Here is a 22,214-nt window from a genome sequence, read left to right as displayed (position 1 = left end):
TTCGTCGCTTCGCTCCTTGCAATGACGAGGAGACGAGCATTCAATGTCCGTAACCACCCTCCCATCGCGCGGCGCGACGCTGCACCAGCCAGGCTGGCTCGCGCGCCTGTTCGACTACAAGCCGTTCCTGATCGTGATGTGCCTTGCACCGGCGATCGGTCTCTTGCTGGTGTTCCTCACCTATCCGCTCGGGCTCGGCATCTGGCTCGCCTTCACCGACACCACGATCGGCCAGCGCGGCATCTATATCGGGTTGGAGAACTTCCAGTACCTGCTCAAGGATCCCTTGTGGTGGAACGCGGTGTTCTACTCGATCTTCTACACCGCAGTCGCAACCTTCGGGAAGTTCGCGCTCGGCTTCTGGCTGGCGCTATTGCTCAACAACCATTTCCCGCTCAAGAGCCTGATCCGCGCCATCGTGCTGCTGCCGTGGATCGTGCCGACGGTGCTCTCCGCGCTGGCGTTCTGGTGGATCTACGATCCGCAATTCTCGATCATCTCCTACCTGCTGGTCGACGTGCTGCATCTGCGCGACGACAATGTCGATTTCCTCGGCTCGCCCTGGCCGGCGCGGTTCTCGCTGATCGCGGCCAATATCTGGCGCGGCATCCCGTTCGTCGCGATCTCGCTGCTCGCGGGATTGCAGACCATCTCGCCCTCGCTCTATGAGGCCGCGATGCTCGACGGCGCCACCTCCTGGCAGCGCTTCCGCTACATCACCTTCCCGATGATGATGCCGATCCTGGCGATCGTGATGACGTTCTCGATCATCTTCACCTTCACCGATTTCCAGCTCGTCTACGCCATCACCCGCGGCGGCCCGGTCAACTCGACGCATTTGCTCGCGACGCTGGCGTTCCAGCGCGGCATCGCCGGCGGCGAGCTCGGCGAGGGTGCGGCGATCGCGGTCTCGATGATCCCGTTCCTCGTGTTCGCGACATTGTTCAGCTATTTCGGCCTCGCGCGGCGCAAATGGCAGCAGGGAGAGGCCAATGACTGACGTCGCTGCCCAAACCTCCAACGTCGCCAGCGCCACGCCCGACACGATGGCGTGGGATTCCCGCACCCGGCGCGTGGTGATGATCTATCTGCCGCTCGCCTGCTTCGTCCTGATCCTGCTGTTCCCGTTCTACTGGATGGCGATCACCTCGTTCAAACCGAACGCGGAGCTTCTGAACTACAAGGAGCACAACCCGTTCTGGATCACCTCGCCGACGCTCGCACACATCAAGCATCTGTTGTTCGACACCTCGTATCCGCGCTGGCTGAAGACTACCATGATGGTCGCGATCGGCTCGACCTTCCTGTCGCTGTTCGCCTCGACGCTCGCCGCCTATGCGATCGAGCGTCTGCGCTTCCGCGGCAGCCCCTATGTCGGGCTCGGCATCTACCTCGCCTATCTGGTGCCGCCGTCGATCCTGTTCATTCCGCTCGCCACCGTGATCGTGCAGTTCGGCCTGTTCGATTCACCGCTGGCGCTGATCCTGGTCTATCCGACCTTCCTGGTGCCGTTCTGCACCTGGCTTTTGATCGGCTATTTCAAGTCGATCCCTTACGAGCTCGAGGAATGCGCACTGGTCGACGGCGCGACGCGGCTGCAGATCCTGTGGCGGATCACGCTGCCGCTCGCAGTGCCCGGCCTGATCTCAGCCGGGATCTTCTCGTTCACGCTGTCGTGGAACGAGTTCATCTACGCGCTCGCCTTCATCCAGAGCGGCGCCAACAAGACGGTGCCGGTCGCGATCCTGACCGAGCTCGTCACCGGCGACGTCTACCAATGGGGCGCGCTGATGGCTGGCTCCCTGCTCGGCTCGCTGCCGGTCGCGCTGTTCTACTCGCTGTTCGTCGACTACTACGTGTCGTCGCTGACGGGCGCGGTGAAGGAGTAGGTAGGCTTCGGAACGAAACAACCTCAGTCCATCCCCGTCACCCTGAGGAGCGCGAAGCGCGTCTCGAAGGGTCGACGGCCCCCAGCGCGGCCGTGCATCCTTCGAGGCTCGCAAGGGCTCGCACCTCAGGATGACGGGGATAGGCTAGTGCCTGGATTAGCGTTGAACTCGCCCCTGTTATCGCGGCACGAACGCGACCGGCACGGAAAAGCCCATCGAGCCCTGCGCGACCTCGGACGGAAACGGGGGAAACGGCTGGGCCTGGCGCACCATCGCAAGCGCCCGCGCGTCGAAGGTCGGATTGCCGGAGGAGCCGCCGAGATGGCTCGACAGCACCTGCCCGCCACGACCGAGCGTGAACACCAGCCGGACCACGCCGCGCTGGCCGTTGCCGCCGGCCGGATAGGAATGGAAGCGCAGCAGATGCGCGCGGACACGCGCGTTGTAGGCCGCAATCGCCGACGCTGCCGCGCCCGCGCTGATCGCGGACGTCATGGGCGCCTGACGTTCGGCCCGGCTCGGCGCGCTGGTGCGCGGCGCCGGTGTCGCCTCGGACGGCTGCTTGGCCTCGCGGCGAACCACTTTCGGCTTGACCGGTTCGGGCTTCCGCTCCGGGACGAGTTTCGCGGGCTCTGGCTTTGGCGGTGTGATCTGCTGCTTCTGCTCCGGCGGTGCTGCGACCTCGGCTTTCTCCTGCAGCGGCGTCGGCGCGATCTCCTGTTGCACCGGCTGCGCGGCCATAGGCTCCGGCGGGGAGGCATCGGCCTCCTGCATCGCCGGCCCCGGCGGCAGCTCGGTCTCCGAAACCTCCGGCGCTGATGTGATCGGCGTCAGGTCGACCAGTACCGCCGGCACGGCGACACCCGGCGGCGGCGCCGAGACCCATGCCATCCCAAGCGCGAGCAGCGCGGCGTGCGCGGCGAGGATCGCGGCCGCCGACAGGCCCCAGCGCCTCAGCCGGATATCGCCGCTCGGATCATGAAGCGCGTAGGCGTTCATGGATCAGCTTCGCCCGTCGAGCCCGACCAGCGCGATCTTGAGATAGCCGGCGTTGCGCAACAGGTTCATCACCTCCATCAGGTCGCCATAGCTGACCGCCTTGTCGGCGCGCAGGAAGATGCGCTCGTCCTTCTTGCCTTGCGTGGCGCCGTCGAGGGTCGCGCTCAGCGCATCGCGCGCGATCAGATCCTCGCCGACCGCGACCGAGAGGTCGGGCTTCACGGTGACGAACACCGGTCTGTCCGGCCGCGGCTGCGGCTCGGCGGTCGAAGCCGGCAGATCGACGCCGAGATCGACGGTCGCAAGGGGCGCCGCCACCATGAAGATGATCAGCAGCACCAGCATCACGTCAATGAACGGCGTGACATTGATCTCATGCGCCTCGGCCAGGTCGTCGTCGCCGCGACGCCGGCCGCCGAACGCGCCACCAGAGCCAAGCTTGACGCCCATCTCTCACTCCGCGGCGCGTGCCAGCCGGAACAGGCTGCGATCGCCCTCACGGCTGACCAGCAGCATCACCATCACGGAGGCGTCGCCGAGCAGCGCGCGGTAGGACGCAATCGAGCGGGTCAGATGATTGTAGATCACGACCGCGGGGATCGCGGCCACGAGGCCTAGTGCGGTTGCGAGCAGCGCCTCGGCGATTCCAGGCGCGACCACGGCAAGATTGGTGGTGTGGGCCTCGGAGATACCGATGAAGGCATTCATGATACCCCACACCGTGCCGAACAGGCCGACGAACGGCGCGGTGGCACCGATGGTGGCGAGCACGCCGGTGCCGCGCGCGATCTGCCGCGACATCGCCGCCTCGACCCGCTCCAGCCGCAGCGCGATGCGCTCCTTGAACCCCTCGTCGAAGATACCGCCGGAGAGCGTGGCCTCGTGCGAGGCCGACTGCACGATCTGCGCCACGGCATCATTGCCGTCGCGGCTCGCCTGCTCGACCTCGGCAAGTTGCGTGTCGCGCTCCAAGAGGCCGATCCGTTGCCTGGCGAGCGCGGTCTCGCGGCGGAGCTCGATGGTCTTGGCGAGCCACACCGTCCAGGTGACGAGCGAGGCGAAGGCGAGCCCGATCATCACAACCTTCACGACGATGTCGGCGCTCGCGAACATGCCCCAGGGCGAGAGGTTGCGCGGCAGCAGCGCAGCGTCGGTTGCGGCCAGGCTCGCTCCCGGCAGCATGCCGAGCGCGGCCGACACCGCCATGCAGATGCGTCCCCCAAGCCAGCGCTGCGACATGGTCGCCTCCCGTCCTTCGTGCTCTCAGCCTGCCTTCGGCGCGAGGCGGTCCGCCAGCGCGTGGAAGCGCACCAGCTGATCGCCGCGCAGCGCCCGCGCCTCGTCGCGGCCGACGAACACCTTGAACATGATGCCGCCGTCGCGATTGATGAAGGCGATGAACGCCGACACCTTGCCCATGAACGGCCGCTCGACGAAGGCAATCGCCGCACAGCGCTCGTGCCTGAGATGGCCGTGCAGGCCCTTCGGCTGCATCAGGTTGAAATAGCCGCGGCCGACCTCGCCTTTCGGAATGGCACCGGTGAATTCGAAGATCGCATCATCGGTGTGCACGATCAGCGTCACCTCGCCCCATTCCGCGATGTCCTGCATCGCGGCGGCGAATTCGCCGGCACCGATCCGCACCATGCTCTCGGGCAGCGCCTCGAGCACCGCGCGCGGCGTCACCTTGCGCTCGCGCGCGACGTCTTCGATGACCGCGCCGGGATTGTCGGCCATGTAGGCCTTCAGCCCGGAAAGCTCCGTATCGGGCACGACCGTCTCCATCACGCCGCGGCGCTCTTGGCCCGTTCGGTGATCAGCACCTCAAAACCCTCGAACTTGGGATGGCCGAGATAGAGGCTGCCGCCGGTCTCGTTGCCGGCACGGGAATGGGCGCGGCGGAACGCATCCGATTTGGTCCAGTCCTCGAATGCCGTCTTGCTGGCCCACACCGTGTGGGTGGCATAGAGCGTGTGGTCCTCGGCCTCGGGACCCTTCACGAGGTGAAACTCGATGAAGCCGGGCAGATCGCCGAGATAGGATTCGCGGGTCTTCCACACCGTCTCGAACGCCTGTTCCTTGCCCTTGATCACCTGAAACCGGTTCATTGCGATGAACATGAAACTCTCTCCTGTTTGGCGGCGGATGCCTTGGACAATGCCTTGGACCCTGCCGGTTGATCTCGTTGATATCATGAACGCGCCAAGGCCGCGCTGGGGGCACCAGCGCGGCCGGAGCAACCTGGATGGAATGATCGGCTCGTCGCGCTACGCTCCACCAAGGTGAATCCTGAGCCCGGCCTTGTAGACGGTGCCCGGACCGGGGCTCGAGAACAGCACGTCGTTCTGGGTCGTGCCGTCGGTCGAGGAGCCCGGGATCGCATAGGGCCGGTAGTACTGGTTCAAGAGGTTGTCGACCGACGCCGTGAAGGTGATGTCCTTGGTGGCGTTCCAGGTCAAATAGAGGTTGACCAGCTCGTAGCCGGTCGAGGGCAGATAGCCCGCCGGCAAATCGTTATTGGCGCCGAACGAGGACCATTGCGCGGCGATGATCAGCGAGCGGTCGAGCAGGCGGACGCCGCCCGTCGTCGTCACCTTGCGCGGCGTGATGGTGGCGAGCCCGACATTGGTCTCGGTGTTGCGGCCGCGCATCAGGTGGCCGGCGACGCCGACGAACCAGTCGCCCGCGTCGTACATCGTCTCGAGCTCAACGCCTTCGATACGGGCGTGGGCGATGTTCTGATACTGGTAGAACTGGCTGAAGCGCCCGAACGGCGTCGTGGTCGGCGCCGACGCGACGAGGTCGATATAGCCGTCGACGTCGTTGTGGAACACGTTGATCTTGCCGCGGAACGAGTCGCTTGCGGTGAAGATGCCGTCATACTTCAGATTGATGCCGGCTTCCTTGTTCTTGCCGACCTCTGGCCGCAGCGCCGCGTTGGGCAGGAAGCAGAACAGGCCGCTGGTGCCGTCCGGGCAGTTGAACAGCGCCGGCCCGCCGCCGGTGGCGTGGCCGCCCGAGATCAATGTCTCGGTGATCGACGGCGCGCGATAGCCTTCGGCATAGCTCACATAGGGCGTGAAGCCGGCAACCGGCGTGACGCCGACCGTGATCTTCGGCGACAGCCGGTCGCCGCTGGTCGTGGTGCCGGTCGAATTGAGCTCGTAGTGGTCGTAGCGCACGGCGCTGACCAGCTCGAGCCAGGTCGAATAGTTCTGCTTCAGCTGCACGAAGCCGCCGGACACGGTGCGCTGACCGCCCGGCGTCGTGATGTTGGAGTTGCCGCGGGAATCGAAGGTCTCGACATCGTCGCGGAAGGCATCGAAGCCGTAGGTCACGGCATTGCGCCAGTCGCCGACATTGAAGCGCGAGGTGTTGTTGACGTCGAGACCGACGGTGTCGAGCGAATAGCCGCGCCTGTCGCCGACGCAGCCGGAGATGTTGTTGCCGGGATTGGCGAGCGTGCAGACGCCGCCGCCGGTCGTGATGCGGTTGTTGTAGGTCTTGACCTGGTCGTTGTCGGTGCGGTTGCCGTAGACCGAGATGTTCCAGTCGAACAGCATGTCGTCGGGCTTGGAGTATCGCCAGCTCAGCGTGCCAGTGTAGTTCTTCGCGTCGGAGGCATAGACCGAGGAGCCCGCGATCGCCGCCAACGGCGCCGCCGTCGTGGTCGGGCCGCGGTTCTGCTGACCGATATTGTACTGGTAGTCCTGAAAGACGCCGCCGATCTTGAACTCGTGGCCCTCGGCGGGGCGGATCGTCACCTTCATCAGGCCGGCCGCGATGTCGTTGCCGGTGTTGCCGATCTCGGTGCCCGCGCCATCCTTGTAATTGCCCTGGGTGCGATAGACCGCGCCGCCGAACACGTCGACATTCGGATCGGCGCGCACACCGCCGAACACCGAGCCCATGCCGCGGTCCTTGTTGCTGCCGTAGGAGCCCGACATGTCGACGCCCCAGCGCTCGCCGGGCCGCACCACGTCGTCGATATCCTTGGTGCGGAACGAGACCACGCCGCCGATCGCGCCGGAGCCGTAGATGTTCGCGGTCGGGCCGCGTACCACATCGACGCCGCCGATCAACTCGGGATCGAGGAAGAACGAGCCGTTGGCGTTGTGGCCGGTGCGCTGGTAGTTCTGCCGCGCGCCGTCGACCACCACCGCGACGCGGCCGAAATCCTGCAGGCCGCGGATGTTGATCACGGTCGCCGGATCGTCGCCGCGTTCCTGGAACGAGACACCGGGCACGTTATAGAAGATGTCGGACAGCCGGTTCGGCTGCAGACCCTGGATCTTTTCCAGCGTGACAGAGCTGACCGGCGCCAGCGCGTCGATCGCGCGCTCCTCGGTCTTGGACGCCACGGCGGTGATGGTGTCGAGCGACTGCACCGGCACCGCGCCGATCTCGGCACGCGCAGTCATCACAGGCGACGCCGCCTGCTGTTCAGCCACAGATTTCGGCTTGCGCTTGGCCTGCTTAGGCCGTTCGGCCGCGGGACGCGCGGCCGAACCATCCGCCGTTTGCGCGATGCCGCTGTCCGGCAGTGTCGCCGAAAATGAAAATACCGACGCGCCCAACATCAAGGCGCGCGAAACCCTAGCCCCGTCAGCCATTCTAGCCCCAGCCCGATCATCGCGTTTCTGGTTTGGCTGGCGTGCGCTCCACCGAGCGGCTTGCTGGCTACGTTGCGATGCAAGCCACCTGCTTGCATCGCGTGATGATTGGTTACGAGCCGGCAACAAAACGGTCAAGAATGCGGCGGCGCTGTTTACATCGATTGTAAAGTGCAGCCGTTGGAATGCGCCTTCGCCCGCTTATACAAGCAGGCACCGTTTGACGATTTCGAAGACGCAGAACCACGAGAATGTCGGCAACTTCCGGAGACCCTATCAGCGCAGCGGGAAAGCCGGCCGAGTCGACGTCTGACGCGGCAAAAACGCTCGTCATGCGCGGCAATCGTCTCGACAGCCGCGAGCTGTTCGCGGCCGAGCGCGAGATCATCATCGTGCATGGTGAAGAACATTACCGGCTGCGGCTGACCTCGCAGAACAAGCTGATCCTCACCAAGTGACGGCCCCGATGACAATTTGTCGCACGCTCGCTCTGCTCGCGCTCTCCTGTCTGCTGCCATCAGGTGCGGCGATGGCCGAGGGCATCACCGTGCATGACGCACGCGACCGCGACGTCGTGATCGACGATCCCACGCGGATCGTCTCGATCGGCGGCGCGATCACCGAAATCCTCTATGCGCTCGGCTTCGAGGACCGCATCGCCGGTGTCGATGCCACCAGCCTCTACCCGCCGGCCGCGCTGCGCGAGAAGCCTGATGTCGGCTACATGCGCCAGCTGTCGCCGGAGGGCGTGCTCGGCCTGCATCCATCGCTGGTGCTCGCGGTGCAGGGCTCCGGGCCGAAGGAGACAATGGACGTGCTGGAGGCGGCCAAGGTGCCGCTGGTGCTGGTCCCCGAGACGTTCTCGGAAACCGGGCTGATCGAGAAGATCAAACTGGTGGGCCACGCCATGGGCGCCGATCCGCGCGCCGCGTGCCTCTCCGCTGCGGTGGAAAGCGATCTCGCGCAGTTGCGCGCGCTGCGTGCCAAGGTGACGAAGCCGGTGCGCGTGATGTTCGTGATGTCGCTGTTGAACGGCCGGGCGCTGGCCGCAGGTCACAAGACCGCAGCCGACGAAATCATCCAGCTTGCCGGCGGCGTCAACGCGATCGACAGGTACGACGGCTACAAGCCGGTCAACGACGAGGCGATCGTGGCAGCGAAACCGGATGTCGTGCTGTCGATCGATCGCGGCAAGGACTCGCTGACATCGGATGCCGTGTTCACGCATCCAGCCTTCGCGCTGACGCCGGTCGCGGCCAACAAGGCCTTCATCTCGATGGAAGGACTTTATCTGCTCGGCTTCGGACCGCGTACCGCAGCGGCGGCACGCGACCTCTCGGTCAAGCTCTATCCAGAGCTGGCGCCGGAGGCCGACGGCTTCAAGCCGGCAGTGCTGACTGCGAATTGCCGGCAATGAGCGTGCTGGCCGAGCGCCGCGCACGTGCAAAACAACGGCGCGCCGGCCTATCGCTGCGGCCGGCGGCGACGCTCACCCTGCTCTGCCTGCTTGCGGCGCTCGCAGGAACGACGCTGATCGCCTTGACGGTGGGCGCCGCCGGCATTCCGCTGACGCGGCTTCCGGCGGCGCTCGGCCTGTGGGCCGATAGCACGGCCAATCCGCTGCTCGCACGCGACCAGCTCGTGGTGTGGTCGATCCGCATCCCGCGGATCGCGGCGGCCGCGATGGTCGGCGCACTCCTTGCCGTGTCAGGTGCAATCATGCAGGGCCTGTTCCGCAACCCCCTCGCCGACCCCGCGCTGGTCGGCGTCTCCTCCGGCGGCGCGTTTGCCGCAGCAGCCGCGATCGTGTTCACCGACAGCCATCTCGGCGGGAGCTTGCGCTTCCTGCAGCATCAGCTGCTGCCGGTCGCGGCCTTTGCCGGCTCGCTGATCACAACCATCGTGCTTTATGGTATCGCCAGCCGGGGCGGCCGCACCTCGATCGCGATCTTCCTGCTCGCCGGACTTGCGATTGCCGCGATCGCCAATGCCGGCATCGGGCTTCTGGTGTTCGTCGCCGATGACCGCCAGCTCCGCGACATCACCTTCTGGATGCTGGGTTCGCTCAGCGGTGCGACCTGGGCCAAGCTGACGGCGCTGGCGCCGGTGCTGGCCGTTGCGTTGATCGCCTGCCTCTCGATCGCACGCGGCCTCGACGTGCTGGTGCTCGGCGAGGCCGAGGCGTTCCACAGCGGCGTCGACGTCGAGCGGCTGAAGCGGGTCTCGATCGTGCTGGTGTCGGCGATGACGGGGGTCGCGGTCTCGGTCTGCGGCGTGGTCGGCTTCGTCGGCATCGTGGTGCCGCACCTGTTGCGGCTGGTGATCGGCCCCGCGCATCGGCTGTTGCTGCCGGCCTCTGCCCTGCTCGGCGCCGTCCTGCTGGTCGGTGCCGACACGGTGGCGCGCACCATCGTGGCGCCCGCGGAAATGCCGATCGGCATTCTCACTGCGGCGATCGGCGCGCCGTTCTTCCTTGCGATGCTGCTGCGCCAGCGCGGGCTGGTGTCGCTATGACGACCCTGCTCGAAGCGCAGTCGATCTCGATGACCGTCGGCGGCGCGACGCTGGTCGATGCGGTCTCGCTGCGGATCGGTGCCGGCGAGATGGTCGCGATCGTCGGGCCCAACGGCGCCGGCAAATCGACGCTGTTGCGGATGCTGTCCGGCGACATCAGGCCGTCCCGCGGCGCGATCACGCTGAAGCAGCGTGACCTCCACGCCTACGGACCCCGCGCGCTGGCGGAGCACCGCGCGATGCTGTCGCAGCACGTCAACGTCAGCTTCCCGTTCACCGTCGAGGAAATCGTCGGCATGGGTGCCGGCGAGAGCCCGCGCGCCGTGGCGCGTGCGCTGGTTGCGGCAGCGCTGGACGAGGTCGGGCTCGAACATTTCCGTTCCAGGCAATTGCCGACGCTGTCCGGCGGCGAGCAGCAGCGCGCGCATTTTGCCCGCGTGCTGGTGCAGCTCGCCTGCGGCGAGGCGCTGCATGGGCCGGGGCTGCTGCTGCTTGACGAGCCAACCTCGAGCCTCGATCTGCGGCACCAGATCGACCTGGTCGAAACCGCCCGGCGGCGTGCCGCGCGCGGCACCGCCGTGATCGCGATCCTGCACGACCTCAACCTCGCGATGCGGTTCGCCGACCGTGTCCTGCTGCTGCATCGCGGCCGGCTCGCGATCGACGGTGACCGCACCGCCGCGATGCAGGCCGACACACTCCGGCAGATCTTCGAGATCGACGCCACGATCGACTACACCGGGGATGGCGTGCCGTTCCTGCTGCCGCAGACCATGCGGCCGGCCGGCAAGGCGACCTAACGCCGCAAGGCTTATCCCGCCGCAACATCGGCGATTCACAAAACTGTCAGCCGGCTGTAACAGGCGGCTCGGAGAACACCGCATCGTTTATCCTTTGGGAGATCAACCATGCGCCTGTCACTGCTCTGCTCCGTCGCCTCGCTCCTGCTCGCCACATCGGCGTTCGCGCAGAGCGAAGGCGAGTTTCCGGCGACGCTGGCAGGACACGCCGTGATGCCGGCCGAGAGCTTCATCGACGCCCCCGCCGACGCGCCGAACGATCTGAAGACCTCGGGCAAGTACACCACCGGCAAGCGTGTCGATGCCATCGGCACCGTGATGGGCAAGTCCTATGAGCGGCCGACCGGCGTGTCGCTGCCGTTCAAGGGCCAGCCGTTGCAGGGCCATTCCGGCATCAAGATGATGCCCGACGGCACGTTCTGGGTGATCACCGACAACGGCATGGGCTCGCGCTACAACTCCGCGGACTCGATGCTGTATCTCAACCGCTATAAGATGGACTGGACGGGCGGCAAGATCGAACGCCAGGAGACCGTGTTCCTGCACGATCCCGACAAGAAGGTGCCGTTCCGCATCGTGCATGAGGACACCGCCAAGCGCTACCTCACCGGCGCGGACTTCGACACCGAAGGCTTCCAGATCATCAACGACATTTTCTGGATCGGCGACGAGTTCGGGCCCTACATCCTGAAGGCCGACAAGAGCGGCAAGATCCTCGCCGTGTTCGAGACGGTTGCCGACGGCAAGCCGGTGCGCTCGCCGGATCACTGGGCGGTGCAGTCGCCGGGCGCGCCTGGCGCTTCCTACACCAACGTCAACCTGCGCCGCTCCAAGGGCTATGAGGGCTTCGCCTCCTCCAAGGACGGCAAGTTCCTGTACGGCCTGCTCGAAGGGCCGCTGTGGGACACCGACAAGAAGGATTGGGAAAAGGTCGACGGCAAGGAAGCCTCGCGCATCCTGGAATTCGACGTCGCGGCGGAGAAGTTCACCGGACGCTACTGGCACTATGTGTTCGAGCAGAACGGCAATGCGATCGGCGACTTCAACATGATCGACCCGACCCAGGGCCTCGTGATCGAGCGCGACAATGGCGAAGGCACCGCCGACAAGGCCTGCCCGCAAGGCCAGCGCGGTGAAAATTGCTTCCCCGATATCGCCAAGTTCAAGCGCGTCTACAAGATCGAGCTGTCCGACGCCAATGTCGGCAAGCCGGTGCGCAAGATCGGCTACATCGATCTGCTGAAGATCCGCGATCCCAACAAGAAGGCGCGCAAGCCGCTCAATGACGGCGTCTACACCTTCCCGTTCTTCACCATCGAGAATGTCGACCGGGTCGATGAGACCCACATCATCGTCGGCAACGACAACAACCTGCCGTTCTCCTCAAGCCGCGATCCGAACAAGGCCGATGACGACGAGTTCGTGCTGCTCGAAGTCGGCGACTTCCTGAAGGCGAAGTGAGGCTTTTGCACTCGCCGCACACAACAGTGTCGTCGCCCGGCTTGACCGGGCGACCCAGTATTCCAGAGACGGATCGATTTCAACGGAGAGGCCGCGGCGTACTGGATGCCCCGCTCAAGGCGGGGCATGACAGCGAGTATGCGGCGACCTGGGCGGCCGTCAGGCCAAGTCCATTCCGAACGGTTGTCCTATAATTGCACTTCTAGCAACGCGCTACATGATGATAGCCTCCGCCGATACCGAATCGCTTCGGGGCAAATCATGAGCGAGAAATCCAGCCTAACCTACATCGAGGCGCTGATCGCCGCGAGCTTCATTGCGTACTTGGCCTGGGACCAAAGTTGGGGCCTGCCCCCGCCATGCATTGCCTTGATGCTCGGTGTGGTCGTTTACTTTGCCTATCTGTACCTGATGCGATGGTTGGTGCGGCTTCACCAGAACACCTATCAGGTCGTAGCAACAATCCTGGCCCTTGCATGGGCCGTGCTGGCCTATTTCGCAATGCGCACGCTGCAGGCGGGATTCGCCAACCAGATCTCCGGCGCGCTGCTGATGCATCTATGGCCGTGGATCGCGACGCTCGCTGCTTTCATCGGGGCACTCGCCAGCAAGGTTCACTTCATGGACGATGCGCGCGACTATGTCCTCGGCCGCCGTGCGCGCTGGGACAATCAGCAATGGCTGGAGCAGGACGCCGGCTTCTAGCCGGTGCTCGCCCGGCTGAGCCACGTCACTCCTTCTTGGTCCGGTAATCCCCGAACGTCGTGTCGCGCTGGTCGAGCTGCGCCTTCACGCTGCCGCCGTCGCGGCGGAAGCCCGCCATGTAGGCCTTGCTCGCTTCGGTGGTGAAGGCCAGCGCCTGGATCTCGGTGCCGGCACGCATCGCGGCGCGGGCGCCCATGATTTCCATCGCGCGATGCACTGAACGCTTGTTGAGCTGTTGCAGCTCGATCGGCACTTTCGCCGCGCGCTCGGCGAAGTCCAGCGTCTTCGCCTCCAGCTCGGCGAGCGGAAACGACCGGGTCGCATAGCCCCATTCGGCGGCCTCGCGGCCGGACATCGCATCGCCGGTGAGCATCAATTCCATGGCGCGGCGCATGCCAACCAGCCAGGGGTGATACTGCATGTCGGGCGGGCTCATCAGCCGCACCGGCGGGTAGCCGATCTGGGCATCGTCGGCGACATAGACCACGTCGCAGGCGGTCGCGAGCTCGGTGCCGCCGGCGAGGCAATAGCCGTGCACCTGCGCGATCACAGGCTTGGCGAGATCCCAGATCGAGAACCACCCCTCGACGACATGGCGCGACCATTGGCCGGGGCCGGACGCCGAATGATACGGCTGGTCGACGCGATTGTCGGCGGAGAGATCATAGCCTGCCGAGAAGCAGGGTCCCGCGCCACACAGGATCGAGATCGAAATATCGGGATCGCGGTCGGCCTGCTCCAGCACCTCGAAGATCTCGCCGCGCAGGCGGTTGTTGAGCGCGTTGCGCTTCTCGGGGCGGTTCAGCGTGATGCGGCGGACGCGTGGACGCGGATCATCGACGATGATGTGCTGGTAGCTCATGGATCCTCCCGATCTCAGGCTTTGTTGCCTTTGGCAAAGTGATGCCCGAGATCGGGAGGGATGTCATCGGCAGTTAGTGCAGGTCACCCCGCCGGCACCATCACGACGCCCTTGTCCTTCGGCCAGCGCATCCGCCAGGCGAAATTGATATCACGGACCTCGCCGGCCTTGGCCTCGAACGCCCACTCCAGCACGCCACGCTTGTCGCGCAGATTGGTGGTCGTCGCAGGCGTCGACGACGGCAGCATCTCGACCACGATATCGTCGTTCTCGCTGACGGGGAGCTGATCCTGGATCGCGACCTTGATCGGAAAATCGTGGCCGTTGCGCACCGTGGTCTTGAACGCCCGCTCGTCGGTCTTCGACGTCGTCACGATCAGGCCGGCCGAGCCTTCGTTGCGCTTCACCACCGTGCGCTCGATCTTGACCTTGTCGTCGGCACCGAAGCCGAGCCGCACGGTCTCGTCCTTGGCGGCGGTGGCCATCCGGCTGCGGCCGACGAAGATGCCATCGCGGTAGATCGAAACCTGCCCCGGCAGCAGCGGCGCGTCGTCGGCCTGCACGAAGCTCGCCTCCAGGAACGCGGTCGGATCGATCACCGGGACGGCGCGGACCGCGAGATCGGGCGTGATCGTCGCCGTCGAGATGCGCAGGCTCTTGGCACCCTCATGCGCGGCGACGCTGACGCGGCCGGGAATCTTGAAGGTGGCCTGGAAGGCGCCGACCTCGGCGGTCGCCTGTTGCTCGTCAATGACCCCTCCCCCGCCAAACCGGAATTCGCGCAACGGCTCGCTCGCCGGCGCGGGCGCAAGCGCCGAACGCTGTTGCACGCCGTCAAGCAGTTTGCCGACCGCCTGCGGCCGCGGCGGCTGGGGATATTGCACGATCAGCGAATTGAGGTCGGGCGCGTTGCCGCCGCGGGCAACGCGCACGGTGGAGACGACGAGCGCCACGTTCGACCAGTCCTCGCCGGTCGATTGGGTGATCTCGGCGCGCCGCACCAGCTCGATCGCGGGCTTGCGGTCCCTGGCGCCGGTGTCGAGACGGGCGTCGTAGAGCGGCATCCAGCGGGCGTTGCGCACCGCATAGGTCACCCGCAGCGTCGCGCGGGTCGCGGCGGCGGAAGCCAACTCGATCCGTACCTCGAGCTTGCTCGGCGGCTTGGCGGCACGATCGGCGTCGAGGCGCGCGATCTCGCGATCGATGTCGCGCTGCTTGCGCGTGGCGTCGCGGATCGCGGTGTCGGCGGTTGCGACTTCGTCCCCGACCGCCGAGAACGCGGTACGCCACTCGCTCACCGGACGCGCCTCGCCCTTCTCGCCGATGCCGACCGGTGCGGCCTCGGCGAAGTGTTCGGCGAACTTACGCCGCGCCTCGGCGGAGGTGATGATGCCTTGCAGATCCTCGCGCTGATCCCGCAGCGCCTCGATCCGCTTGTCGATCTCAGGCAGGTTCGCCGGCTCTGCCGGGCGCGGCGGCCGCGCGTCGATCGCGCCGATCGTCAGCCGGCCTCCCGCCTCGCCCTCGACCCGCAGCGAGGACGGATCGAGCCCCATCGGAAAATCCTTGGCGATGAGCGTGTTGTCGCCGGCCGGCAAATCGAGCGTGATGACGCGGGTGACGCTCGCGCCATCGGGATAAACAGTGACGGCATCGACCTGCGACGCCGCGTCGAGATTGGCCGCATGGAGCGGCTTGGCAGCCAGCGCACCCGCCAGCACCAGGCTGGTGGTCACAAGACAATTCGCGATCTTTCGCATCACATCCCTCCACAGAACAACGCGCATCGCGCGCGACGAACGGCGCGCCAAACTCGGGCGCGCGCCGTTTCTGGTGGTGAGACGCAGCGAGGAAGAGACTGGTTCGATTGAGGTTTCCCTGCGGCGCGACCATGGCCGCGCCGCGGCCGCCGCATGGCGCGGCGATGTCTTTGCTCCGTTAGCGCGCCGCCCGGCGCCGGATGAACAGATAATTCGGCACGAAGCCGGCAATGGTGATCGCGATCATGATCCACCAGCCGCGCTGGAACGCCGCGATCCGCTCAGTCATCGAGACCGGCGTTGCCAGGATTGCAACGAAGATCGCGACACCGATCGCCAGCGCCGCCTGCCGGATCATGTTGATGACGCCGGAGCCGGTGGCAAACGACGACGGCGGCAGCGCACCGGCGCCGACCCCCATCAGGGTCGGAAAGGTCAGTCCGACGCCGATGCCGGTGAACATCATGCCGACCACAAAGGCAGGCATGTTGGGCTCCGCACCAAGCAACGTTGCCCAGATCGTGAGGCCGCTCGCGAACGACACGATGCCGGCGGATACGACGGGCGCAGCACCAAATCGCGCGATCAGGCGGCCGGCGAACAACAGGGAGGTGAACGGGACGAGCAGCGGACCTGGCGCGATCGCAATGCCGGACTTCAGCGCCGACCAGCCCCACACGGTTTGCTCCCATAGCGCCACCGACAGCAGCATCGCGCCGAAAGCCGCCGAGTAAGGCGCCATGATCAAGGTCGCCCCGGTGAACGGCCGCACCTTGAACAGGGCGGGATCGACGAACGGGTTTTTCGATCCGAGACAGTGCCAGGCAAAGGCTGCGAGGCAGATTGCCGCGGCGGAAAGGCTGTAGGCGATACCGCGTGAGCTCCAGCCCCAATCGTTCGCCTTCACGATTGCGAAGGTCAACGCGCCGATTCCGCAGGTCACCAGCAGCGCCGCCCATGGACTGGGGCGCGGCGCGTCATGACCCGGCACTTCGGGCAATTTCAGCCAACCTATCACAATGGCGACGAGACCGATCGGAACGTTGACGATGAAGATCCAGCGCCAGTCGAAGGTCACCAGCGCGCCACCGACCAGCGGCCCAAGCGCTGCTGCAAGGCCGCCTACCGCCGTCCAGGTGCGCACTGCGCCGGCACGCTGCTCGGGCGGAAAGGATGCCAGCAGCAGACCAATCGACGTCGGCGTCATCAAGGCTGCCCCGGCGGCTTGCGCGATGCGTGCGGCCACCAGGAATTCGACATTTGACGCAAGGGCACAGGCCGCCGACGCGGCCGTGAACAGCGCGACGCCGAGCAGGAAGCTCAGATTGCGGCTATGGCGTTCGGCCAGCCGGCCGAAGAACACCAAGAGCGCCGCGTAGGCGATCGCATAGGCGTTGAGGATCCAGGACAGGTCCTCGAGCGAAGCGCCGCGGAATTCCTGTGCGATGTTCGGCAGCCCGACATTGACGATGAACAGGTCGAGATTCGCGAGGCAGATCCCGACCGAGACGATCGCGAGCACCTGGCGCGGCGTTGCGGCGCGCGACCGTGGCCGCGCATCCGTCCCGACAGCCAGCCCGATGGTCTCCGCCTCTACGTCGGACATCACATCCCTCCTTATATGTGTATATGCACCTATTGCATTAGGTGCATATACATGTAATTGTCAAGGCCACAGGAGGCAGCGATGGCAAGGATCGAAACCAGCCGGTGCAATCTCACGGCGCTGCGCAAGGCGACGCGGCGGGTGTCGCAGCTCTACGATCAGGTCCTTGCGAGGTCCGGGCTGCGCGGCACGCAACGGGCCATCCTGGTCTATGTCAAACGCTCGGGTGCGCCGACCATGGGCGAGCTTGCCGCAGCCCTGGTGCTCGACCGCACGGCGCTGAACCACAACCTCAAGCCGCTCGAGCGCGACGGCCTCCTGACCATCACCGTCGACAAGAATGACCGCCGCAGCAGGCTGGTGCGGCTCACCAAACGCGGCGAAGCCATGCTCGCGGAATCACAGGCCGCCTGGCTCGAGGCGCAGGACCGTTTCGAGACGGCGTTCGGCGCGAAGCAGGCCGCCGATCTCAGGCGGACGCTCGAACTGATCGCCGCGCTCGAATTCGGCGAACGCGCGGCGGATTCGCCGGCGTCATAGCCGGCTGCAAATGAAAAGCGGCCCGGCGTTGGCGCCGGGCCGCTCGTTCTCGCGCGTCAGTATTGATCGCGCTTAGCTGTAGATCTCGAACAGGCCGGCGCCGCCCTGGCCGCCGCCGATGCACATGGTCACGACGCCCCACTTGGCCTTGCGGCGACGGCCTTCCTGCAGCAGGTGGCCGGTGAGCCGGGCGCCGGTCATGCCGAACGGATGGCCGATCGCGATCGAGCCGCCGTTGACGTTGTACTTCTCGGGATCGATGCCGAGCTGATCGCGCGAATAGAGGCACTGGCTGGCGAACGCCTCGTTGAGCTCCCAGAGATCGATGTCGTCGACCTTCAGGCCGTGGCGCTTGAGCAGCTTCGGCACGGCAAACACCGGCCCGATGCCCATCTCGTCGGGCTCGCAGCCGGCCGAGGCCCAGGCCACGAAGCGGCCCAGCGGGTTGAGGCCGCGCTTCTCGGCGTCCTTGGCTTCCATCAGCACCACGGCGGCGGCGCCGTCGGAGAGCTGGCTGGCGTTGCCGGCGGTGACGAACTTGCCCGGACCCTTGACCGGCTCGAGCTTGGCGAGGCCTTCCAGCGTGGTTTCGGGGCGATTGCACTCGTCGCGATCGACCACGTAGTCGACGATCGACTCGGCCTTGGTCGCCTTGTCGACCACCTTCATCTTGGTCTTCATCGGGACGATTTCGTCCTTGAACTTGTTGGCCTGCTGCGCGGCCGCCATGCGGCGCTGCGACTCCAGCGAATACTCGTCCTGGTATTCGCGGCTGAGCTTGTAGCGCTCGGCGACGATGTCGGCGGTGTCGATCATCGCCATGAAGATGTCGGGCGCGGTTTTGAGCAGGTCCGGATCGATCGATTCCTTCGGCGAGCCGCCGCCGGGAATCGAGATGCTCTCGACGCCGCCGGCGACGATGCAATCAGAGCCATCCGAACGAATCGAGTTGGCGGCCATCGCGATGGTCTGCAGGCCCGACGAGCAGAAGCGGTTCACCGAGACACCGGCGGTCGACTTCGGCAGGCCGGCGAGCAGCGCCGCCTGGCGGCCGATGTTCGGCGCGCCGTGCGCGCAATTGCCGAGATAGCAATCCTCGACATATTCCTTGTCGACGCCGGCGCGGTCGACCGCGTGCTTGATGGCGTGCGCGGCGAGCGACATCGGCGGGGTGATGTTGAATCCGCCACGGCCGGACTTCGCCAGGCCGGTGCGCGCGTAGGAAACGATTACGGCTTCACGCATTGTTTTCTCCCTCTGAGATGATGGTCATTGTGGCGCGTCGTGGCCCGTTCGTACACATTTTTCGGCGGGCGCAACAGCAATACCGGAGGCGGCGGAACGCCGAACGCCGCCTCCGGGGCCGGAGACGGCGTCATGTTCCGCAGATCGGAATTTGGGTGCGTTTGAGCGGTATCTTCGTTCGTCGCGCCCCGGCGACGACGAGAACCCGCTCAAACAGTGTTTGAAACGTTCAGCGCCTCAAGATGTCAGCGCTTCAGAACGTCAGGGCCTTGGCCTGCTTCACCTGCGGCAGCCCCTGCACCTTGGCGAGCAGCTCCGCCGGCACCGCGCCATCGACCTCGACCAGTGCAATGGCGTCGCCGCCCTGCTTGACGCGGCCGAGATGGAAGGTCGCGATGTTGATTTTCGCATCACCCAAGAGGCTCGCGAACGCGCCGATGAAGCCCGGCTTGTCCTCGTTGGTGACGTAGATCATCGACTTGCCGAACTCGGCGTCGACGCGGATGCCCTTGATGTCGACCAGGCGCGGCTTGCCGTCAGCGTAGACGGTGCCCGACACCGAACGCTCCTGGCGCTCGGTCGCGACCGTGACCGTGATCAGGCTCTCGTAGTCGCTCTGCGCGGCGCGAACCACCTCGTCCACCACCATGCCGCGCTCCTTGGCAACGACGGGCGCCGAGACGACGTTGACCTCGCCCAGCATCGGCCGCAGCAGGCCGGACAGCACCGCTGACGTGATCGCCTTGATCTTCATCTCGGCGACGTGGCCTTCATAGGTGATGGTGGTCTTGAGGATGCCGCTCTCGGTGAGCTGGCCGGCGAACGAGCCGAGCCTCTCGGCGAGCTCGATGAACGGCTTCAGCTTCGGCGCCTCTTCCGCCGTGATCGAGGGGAAGTTGACCGCGTTCGAGATCGCGCCCGACAGCAGATAGTCCGACATCTGCTCGGCGACCTGCAGCGCGACGTTCTCCTGCGCTTCCGTGGTGGAGGCGCCGAGATGCGGGGTGCAGATCACGTTGGGATGGCCGAACAGCACGTTGGTCGTCGCCGGCTCCTCGACGAACACGTCGAAGGCGGCGCCCGCGACATGCTTGGAATTCAGCGCATCGACCAGCGCCTGCTCGTCGACCAGACCGCCGCGGGCGCAGTTGATGATGCGGACGCCCTGCTTCATCTTGGCGATCGCGGCCGCGTCGATGACGTTGCGGGTCTTCTCGGTCAGCGGCGTGTGCAGCGTGATGAAATCGGCGCGCTTGAGCAGGTCATCCAGCTCGACCTTCTCGACGCCGATGTCCTTGGCGCGCTCCGGCGACAGGAACGGATCGAACGCGATCACCTTCATGCGCAAGCCGAGCGCGCGGTCGGCGACGATCGAGCCGATATTGCCGCAGCCGATCACACCGAGGGTCTTGGCGGTGATCTCGACGCCCATGAAGCGGTTCTTTTCCCACTTGCCGGCCTGGGTCGAGGCATCGGCCTGCGGGATCTCGCGCGCCAGCGCCAGCATCAAGGTGATCGCGTGCTCGGCGGTCGTGATCGAATTGCCGAACGGCGTGTTCATCACGATGATGCCCTTGGCGGTCGCGGCCGGGATCTCGACATTGTCGACGCCGATGCCGGCGCGGCCGATCACCTTCAGCTTGGTCGCCTTCTCGATGATCTTGGCGGTCGCCTTGGTGGCCGAGCGGATCGCGAGGCCATCATAATTGCCGATGATCTCGGCGAGCTTGTCCTTGTCCTTGCCGAGGTTGGGCTGGAAGTCGACCTCGACGCCGCGATCCTTGAAGATCTGCACGGCGGCCGGGGACAGCGCGTCGGAAATGAGAACCTTGGGTTTTGTCATGGGTGTGATCCGTCAATGACGATTGATCTGCAGTCGTCACCCGCGGGATTGACCCGCGGGTGTCCATCTTTCTTGCTGGATGGCCGGGTCAGGCCCGGCCATGACGAGATGAGCTAGAAAGTTCGCTTAAGCCGCTTTCGGCAGCGCGGCCTTGGTCTCCGCAAAAGCCCAGTCGATCCACTGCGTCAGCAGCTCGACGTCCTTTGCCTCGACAGTGGCGCCGCACCAGATCCGCAGGCCCGCCGGCGCATCGCGGTAATACGCGAAGTCGAAACCGGCGTTCTCCTTCTCCACCAGCGCGACCAGCTTCTTGCAGAAGTCGGCCTGCGCATCAGCGGGAAGCGAGGTGATCGCGGGATCGGTGAACTTCAGGCACACCGAGGTGTTGGAGCGGATCGCGGGATCCTTGGCCAGGAAGTCGATCCACGGCGTCTTCGCCTTCCAGTCGGCGAGTGCCTTGGTGTTGGCGTCAGCGCGCGCGATCAGCGCCTTCAGGCCGCCGATCGACTTCGCCCAGTTCAGCGCGTCGAGATAGTCCTCGACGCAGAGCATCGACGGCGTGTTGATGGTCTCGCCTTCGAAGATGCCCTGGTTGAGCTTGCCGCCCTTGGTGAGGCGGAAGATCTTCGGCAGCGGCCAGGCCGGCTTGTAGGTCTCGAGCCGTTCCACCGCGCGCGGCGACAGGATCAGCATGCCGTGGGCCGCTTCACCGCCGAGCGCCTTCTGCCAGGAGAAGGTGACGACGTCGAGCTTGGCGAAATCGAGCGGCTGCGCGAAGGCGGCCGAGGTCGCGTCGCAGATCGTGAGGCCTTCGCGGTCCGCGCGAATCCAGTCGGCGTTCGGCACGCGCACACCCGAGGTGGTGCCGTTCCAGGTGAAGACGACGTCCGACGCGGGATCGACCTTGGAGAGATCCGGGATTTCACCATAAGCCGCGTTCAGCTTGGTGACGTCCTTCAGCTTCAATTCCTTGACGATATCGCTGACCCAGCCCTCGCCGAAGGATTCCCAGGCGAGCGTGGTGACGGGCCGTGCACCGAGCAGCGACCACAGCGCCATCTCGACCGCGCCGGTATCCGACGCCGGCACGATGCCGATCTTGTAATCGGCCGGCACTTCAAGCACTTCACGCGTCAGTTCGATCGCGAGCTTGAGCTTGGTCTTGCCGACCTTCGCACGATGCGAGCGGCCGAGGGCGGCGTCCTTGAGATTTTCGGGGTTCCAGCCGGGGCGCTTGGCGCAAGGGCCGGAGGAGAAATGCGGCACATGGGGCCGCGAAGCGGGCTTCGCTGCAGTCATAATCTACCCTTCCAGATAGCTGCCTCTCGGTGGGGAGAGGTTTCCCGCCGTCGGAAATAGTGGAAAGGCACCAAAACG

General features: G+C 65.6%; 21 protein-coding genes. 9 read left to right on the top strand and 12 right to left on the bottom strand.

Annotated elements, in window-relative coordinates:
* The first annotated feature begins 43 nt into the window (after window positions 1-43).
* Both BI327_RS16515 and BI327_RS16510 read left to right on the top strand, forming a co-directional pair.
* Window positions 44-1,000: a carbohydrate ABC transporter permease gene (locus BI327_RS16515; RefSeq protein WP_076861652.1), complete on the top strand. Its 957-nt coding sequence runs from the start codon at window positions 44-46 to the stop codon at window positions 998-1,000.
* A 46-nt stretch (window positions 1,001-1,046) separates the two neighbouring features.
* Window positions 1,047-1,889: a carbohydrate ABC transporter permease gene (locus BI327_RS16510; RefSeq protein WP_375710003.1), complete on the top strand. Its 843-nt coding sequence runs from the start codon at window positions 1,047-1,049 to the stop codon at window positions 1,887-1,889.
* A gap of 177 nt (window positions 1,890-2,066) precedes the next feature.
* Here BI327_RS16510 and BI327_RS16505 read toward each other — a convergent pair whose 3' ends face one another.
* The 6 genes from BI327_RS16505 to BI327_RS16480 all read right to left on the bottom strand — a co-directional run bounded on the left by BI327_RS16505 (window position 2,067) and on the right by BI327_RS16480 (window position 7,501).
* The gene (locus BI327_RS16505; protein ID WP_076861650.1) at window positions 2,067-2,888 is read right to left on the bottom strand and encodes an energy transducer TonB family protein; all 822 of its coding nucleotides are present in this window, start codon (window positions 2,886-2,888) and stop codon (window positions 2,067-2,069) included.
* Between the two features lie 3 nt (window positions 2,889-2,891).
* Window positions 2,892-3,338, bottom strand: a complete 447-nt coding sequence (gene exbD / locus BI327_RS16500; protein ID WP_076861648.1) for a TonB system transport protein ExbD — start codon at window positions 3,336-3,338, stop codon at window positions 2,892-2,894.
* 3 nt (window positions 3,339-3,341) lie between these two features.
* Window positions 3,342-4,094, bottom strand: a complete 753-nt coding sequence (exbB, locus tag BI327_RS16495; protein WP_076861646.1) for a tonB-system energizer ExbB — start codon at window positions 4,092-4,094, stop codon at window positions 3,342-3,344.
* A 57-nt stretch (window positions 4,095-4,151) separates the two neighbouring features.
* Entirely contained in the window at window positions 4,152-4,673 is a 522-nt protein-coding gene (gene hutX / locus BI327_RS16490) for a heme utilization cystosolic carrier protein HutX (RefSeq protein WP_076861645.1), read from the bottom strand.
* Window positions 4,673-5,008 carry an antibiotic biosynthesis monooxygenase family protein gene (locus tag BI327_RS16485; protein ID WP_076861644.1) on the bottom strand — a complete coding sequence of 112 codons (336 nt, stop codon included), beginning with the start codon at window positions 5,006-5,008 and terminating at the stop codon, window positions 4,673-4,675. Before BI327_RS16485 ends, hutX begins: the two co-directional genes overlap by 1 nt.
* A 147-nt stretch (window positions 5,009-5,155) precedes the next feature.
* Window positions 5,156-7,501 (bottom strand): TonB-dependent hemoglobin/transferrin/lactoferrin family receptor, encoded by a 2,346-nt coding sequence (locus tag BI327_RS16480; protein WP_089025496.1) that lies wholly within the window; start codon window positions 7,499-7,501, stop codon window positions 5,156-5,158.
* 251 nt (window positions 7,502-7,752) lie between these two features.
* On the opposite strand from BI327_RS16480, the gene BI327_RS43165 reads away from it, so the two are divergent.
* From BI327_RS43165 to BI327_RS16450, 6 genes are all read left to right on the top strand, one after another.
* Complete coding sequence (locus BI327_RS43165) at window positions 7,753-7,959, top strand: hemin uptake protein HemP (protein WP_076861643.1); 207 nt, start codon at window positions 7,753-7,755, stop codon at window positions 7,957-7,959.
* Between the two features lie 8 nt (window positions 7,960-7,967).
* Window positions 7,968-8,918 carry a heme/hemin ABC transporter substrate-binding protein gene (locus tag BI327_RS16470; RefSeq protein ID WP_076861642.1) on the top strand — a complete coding sequence of 317 codons (951 nt, stop codon included), beginning with the start codon at window positions 7,968-7,970 and terminating at the stop codon, window positions 8,916-8,918.
* On the top strand, window positions 8,915-10,015 hold the full coding sequence (locus tag BI327_RS16465; RefSeq protein ID WP_076861640.1) for a FecCD family ABC transporter permease: 1,101 nt from the start codon (window positions 8,915-8,917) through the stop codon (window positions 10,013-10,015). The genes BI327_RS16470 and BI327_RS16465 overlap by 4 nt, the downstream gene beginning before the upstream one ends.
* A complete protein-coding gene (locus tag BI327_RS16460) occupies window positions 10,012-10,815 on the top strand; it encodes a heme ABC transporter ATP-binding protein (protein ID WP_076861637.1) in 804 nt (267 codons plus the stop codon). The genes BI327_RS16465 and BI327_RS16460 overlap by 4 nt, the downstream gene beginning before the upstream one ends.
* Before the next feature lie 108 nt (window positions 10,816-10,923).
* Window positions 10,924-12,276, top strand: coding sequence for an esterase-like activity of phytase family protein (locus BI327_RS16455; protein WP_076861635.1), 1,353 nt, complete (start codon window positions 10,924-10,926; stop codon window positions 12,274-12,276).
* 261 nt (window positions 12,277-12,537) lie between these two features.
* Window positions 12,538-12,981 carry a hypothetical protein gene (locus tag BI327_RS16450; protein WP_076861633.1) on the top strand — a complete coding sequence of 148 codons (444 nt, stop codon included), beginning with the start codon at window positions 12,538-12,540 and terminating at the stop codon, window positions 12,979-12,981.
* Between the two features lie 25 nt (window positions 12,982-13,006).
* On the opposite strand, the gene BI327_RS16445 is transcribed toward BI327_RS16450, so the two are convergent.
* From BI327_RS16445 to BI327_RS16435, 3 genes are all read right to left on the bottom strand, one after another.
* The gene (locus BI327_RS16445) at window positions 13,007-13,843 is read right to left on the bottom strand and encodes an enoyl-CoA hydratase-related protein (protein WP_076861632.1); all 837 of its coding nucleotides are present in this window, start codon (window positions 13,841-13,843) and stop codon (window positions 13,007-13,009) included.
* 83 nt (window positions 13,844-13,926) lie between these two features.
* Window positions 13,927-15,603, bottom strand: a complete 1,677-nt coding sequence (locus BI327_RS16440) for a mucoidy inhibitor MuiA family protein (RefSeq protein WP_076861630.1) — start codon at window positions 15,601-15,603, stop codon at window positions 13,927-13,929.
* A 178-nt stretch (window positions 15,604-15,781) separates the two neighbouring features.
* A complete protein-coding gene (locus tag BI327_RS16435) occupies window positions 15,782-17,209 on the bottom strand; it encodes an MFS transporter (protein WP_076861629.1) in 1,428 nt (475 codons plus the stop codon).
* An 81-nt stretch (window positions 17,210-17,290) separates the two neighbouring features.
* Between BI327_RS16435 and BI327_RS16430 the strand changes: the two genes are divergently transcribed.
* On the top strand, window positions 17,291-17,749 hold the full coding sequence (locus BI327_RS16430; RefSeq protein ID WP_076861628.1) for a MarR family winged helix-turn-helix transcriptional regulator: 459 nt from the start codon (window positions 17,291-17,293) through the stop codon (window positions 17,747-17,749).
* Between the two features lie 72 nt (window positions 17,750-17,821).
* Here BI327_RS16430 and BI327_RS16425 read toward each other — a convergent pair whose 3' ends face one another.
* The 3 genes from BI327_RS16425 to BI327_RS16415 form a co-directional block, all read right to left on the bottom strand.
* Window positions 17,822-18,994 carry a thiolase family protein gene (locus BI327_RS16425; RefSeq protein WP_050423239.1) on the bottom strand — a complete coding sequence of 391 codons (1,173 nt, stop codon included), beginning with the start codon at window positions 18,992-18,994 and terminating at the stop codon, window positions 17,822-17,824.
* Window positions 18,995-19,247: 253 nt separating this feature from the next.
* Window positions 19,248-20,837 (bottom strand): phosphoglycerate dehydrogenase, encoded by a 1,590-nt coding sequence (gene serA, locus BI327_RS16420; protein WP_076861626.1) that lies wholly within the window; start codon window positions 20,835-20,837, stop codon window positions 19,248-19,250.
* Between the two features lie 126 nt (window positions 20,838-20,963).
* On the bottom strand, window positions 20,964-22,136 hold the full coding sequence (locus BI327_RS16415; RefSeq protein ID WP_076861624.1) for a phosphoserine transaminase: 1,173 nt from the start codon (window positions 22,134-22,136) through the stop codon (window positions 20,964-20,966).
* Between the last annotated feature and the right edge of the window lie 78 nt (window positions 22,137-22,214).

Origin of the sequence: Bradyrhizobium mercantei, from assembly GCF_001982635.1 — a bacterium.
Taxonomy (GTDB): Bacteria; Pseudomonadota; Alphaproteobacteria; order Rhizobiales; family Xanthobacteraceae; genus Bradyrhizobium; species Bradyrhizobium mercantei.
This window is presented reverse-complemented; position numbering and strand designations above follow the sequence as displayed.

What these genes read in the sequence shown, in the direction of transcription:
- BI327_RS16515 (WP_076861652.1), top strand. Translation starts at nt 44, where the DNA reads ATGTCCGTAACCACCCTCCCATCGCGCGGCGCGACGCTGCACCAGCCA.
- BI327_RS16510 (WP_375710003.1), top strand. Translation starts at nt 1,047, where the DNA reads ATGGCGTGGGATTCCCGCACCCGGCGCGTGGTGATGATCTATCTGCCG.
- BI327_RS16505 (WP_076861650.1), bottom strand. Translation starts at nt 2,888, where the DNA reads ATGAACGCCTACGCGCTTCATGATCCGAGCGGCGATATCCGGCTGAGG.
- exbD (WP_076861648.1), bottom strand. Translation starts at nt 3,338, where the DNA reads ATGGGCGTCAAGCTTGGCTCTGGTGGCGCGTTCGGCGGCCGGCGTCGC.
- exbB (WP_076861646.1), bottom strand. Translation starts at nt 4,094, where the DNA reads ATGGCGGTGTCGGCCGCGCTCGGCATGCTGCCGGGAGCGAGCCTGGCC.
- hutX (WP_076861645.1), bottom strand. Translation starts at nt 4,673, where the DNA reads ATGGAGACGGTCGTGCCCGATACGGAGCTTTCCGGGCTGAAGGCCTAC.
- BI327_RS16485 (WP_076861644.1), bottom strand. Translation starts at nt 5,008, where the DNA reads ATGTTCATCGCAATGAACCGGTTTCAGGTGATCAAGGGCAAGGAACAG.
- BI327_RS16480 (WP_089025496.1), bottom strand. Translation starts at nt 7,501, where the DNA reads ATGGCTGACGGGGCTAGGGTTTCGCGCGCCTTGATGTTGGGCGCGTCG.
- BI327_RS43165 (WP_076861643.1), top strand. Translation starts at nt 7,753, where the DNA reads ATGTCGGCAACTTCCGGAGACCCTATCAGCGCAGCGGGAAAGCCGGCC.
- BI327_RS16470 (WP_076861642.1), top strand. Translation starts at nt 7,968, where the DNA reads ATGACAATTTGTCGCACGCTCGCTCTGCTCGCGCTCTCCTGTCTGCTG.
- BI327_RS16465 (WP_076861640.1), top strand. Translation starts at nt 8,915, where the DNA reads ATGAGCGTGCTGGCCGAGCGCCGCGCACGTGCAAAACAACGGCGCGCC.
- BI327_RS16460 (WP_076861637.1), top strand. Translation starts at nt 10,012, where the DNA reads ATGACGACCCTGCTCGAAGCGCAGTCGATCTCGATGACCGTCGGCGGC.
- BI327_RS16455 (WP_076861635.1), top strand. Translation starts at nt 10,924, where the DNA reads ATGCGCCTGTCACTGCTCTGCTCCGTCGCCTCGCTCCTGCTCGCCACA.
- BI327_RS16450 (WP_076861633.1), top strand. Translation starts at nt 12,538, where the DNA reads ATGAGCGAGAAATCCAGCCTAACCTACATCGAGGCGCTGATCGCCGCG.
- BI327_RS16445 (WP_076861632.1), bottom strand. Translation starts at nt 13,843, where the DNA reads ATGAGCTACCAGCACATCATCGTCGATGATCCGCGTCCACGCGTCCGC.
- BI327_RS16440 (WP_076861630.1), bottom strand. Translation starts at nt 15,603, where the DNA reads ATGCGAAAGATCGCGAATTGTCTTGTGACCACCAGCCTGGTGCTGGCG.
- BI327_RS16435 (WP_076861629.1), bottom strand. Translation starts at nt 17,209, where the DNA reads ATGTCCGACGTAGAGGCGGAGACCATCGGGCTGGCTGTCGGGACGGAT.
- BI327_RS16430 (WP_076861628.1), top strand. Translation starts at nt 17,291, where the DNA reads ATGGCAAGGATCGAAACCAGCCGGTGCAATCTCACGGCGCTGCGCAAG.
- BI327_RS16425 (WP_050423239.1), bottom strand. Translation starts at nt 18,994, where the DNA reads ATGCGTGAAGCCGTAATCGTTTCCTACGCGCGCACCGGCCTGGCGAAG.
- serA (WP_076861626.1), bottom strand. Translation starts at nt 20,837, where the DNA reads ATGACAAAACCCAAGGTTCTCATTTCCGACGCGCTGTCCCCGGCCGCC.
- BI327_RS16415 (WP_076861624.1), bottom strand. Translation starts at nt 22,136, where the DNA reads ATGACTGCAGCGAAGCCCGCTTCGCGGCCCCATGTGCCGCATTTCTCC.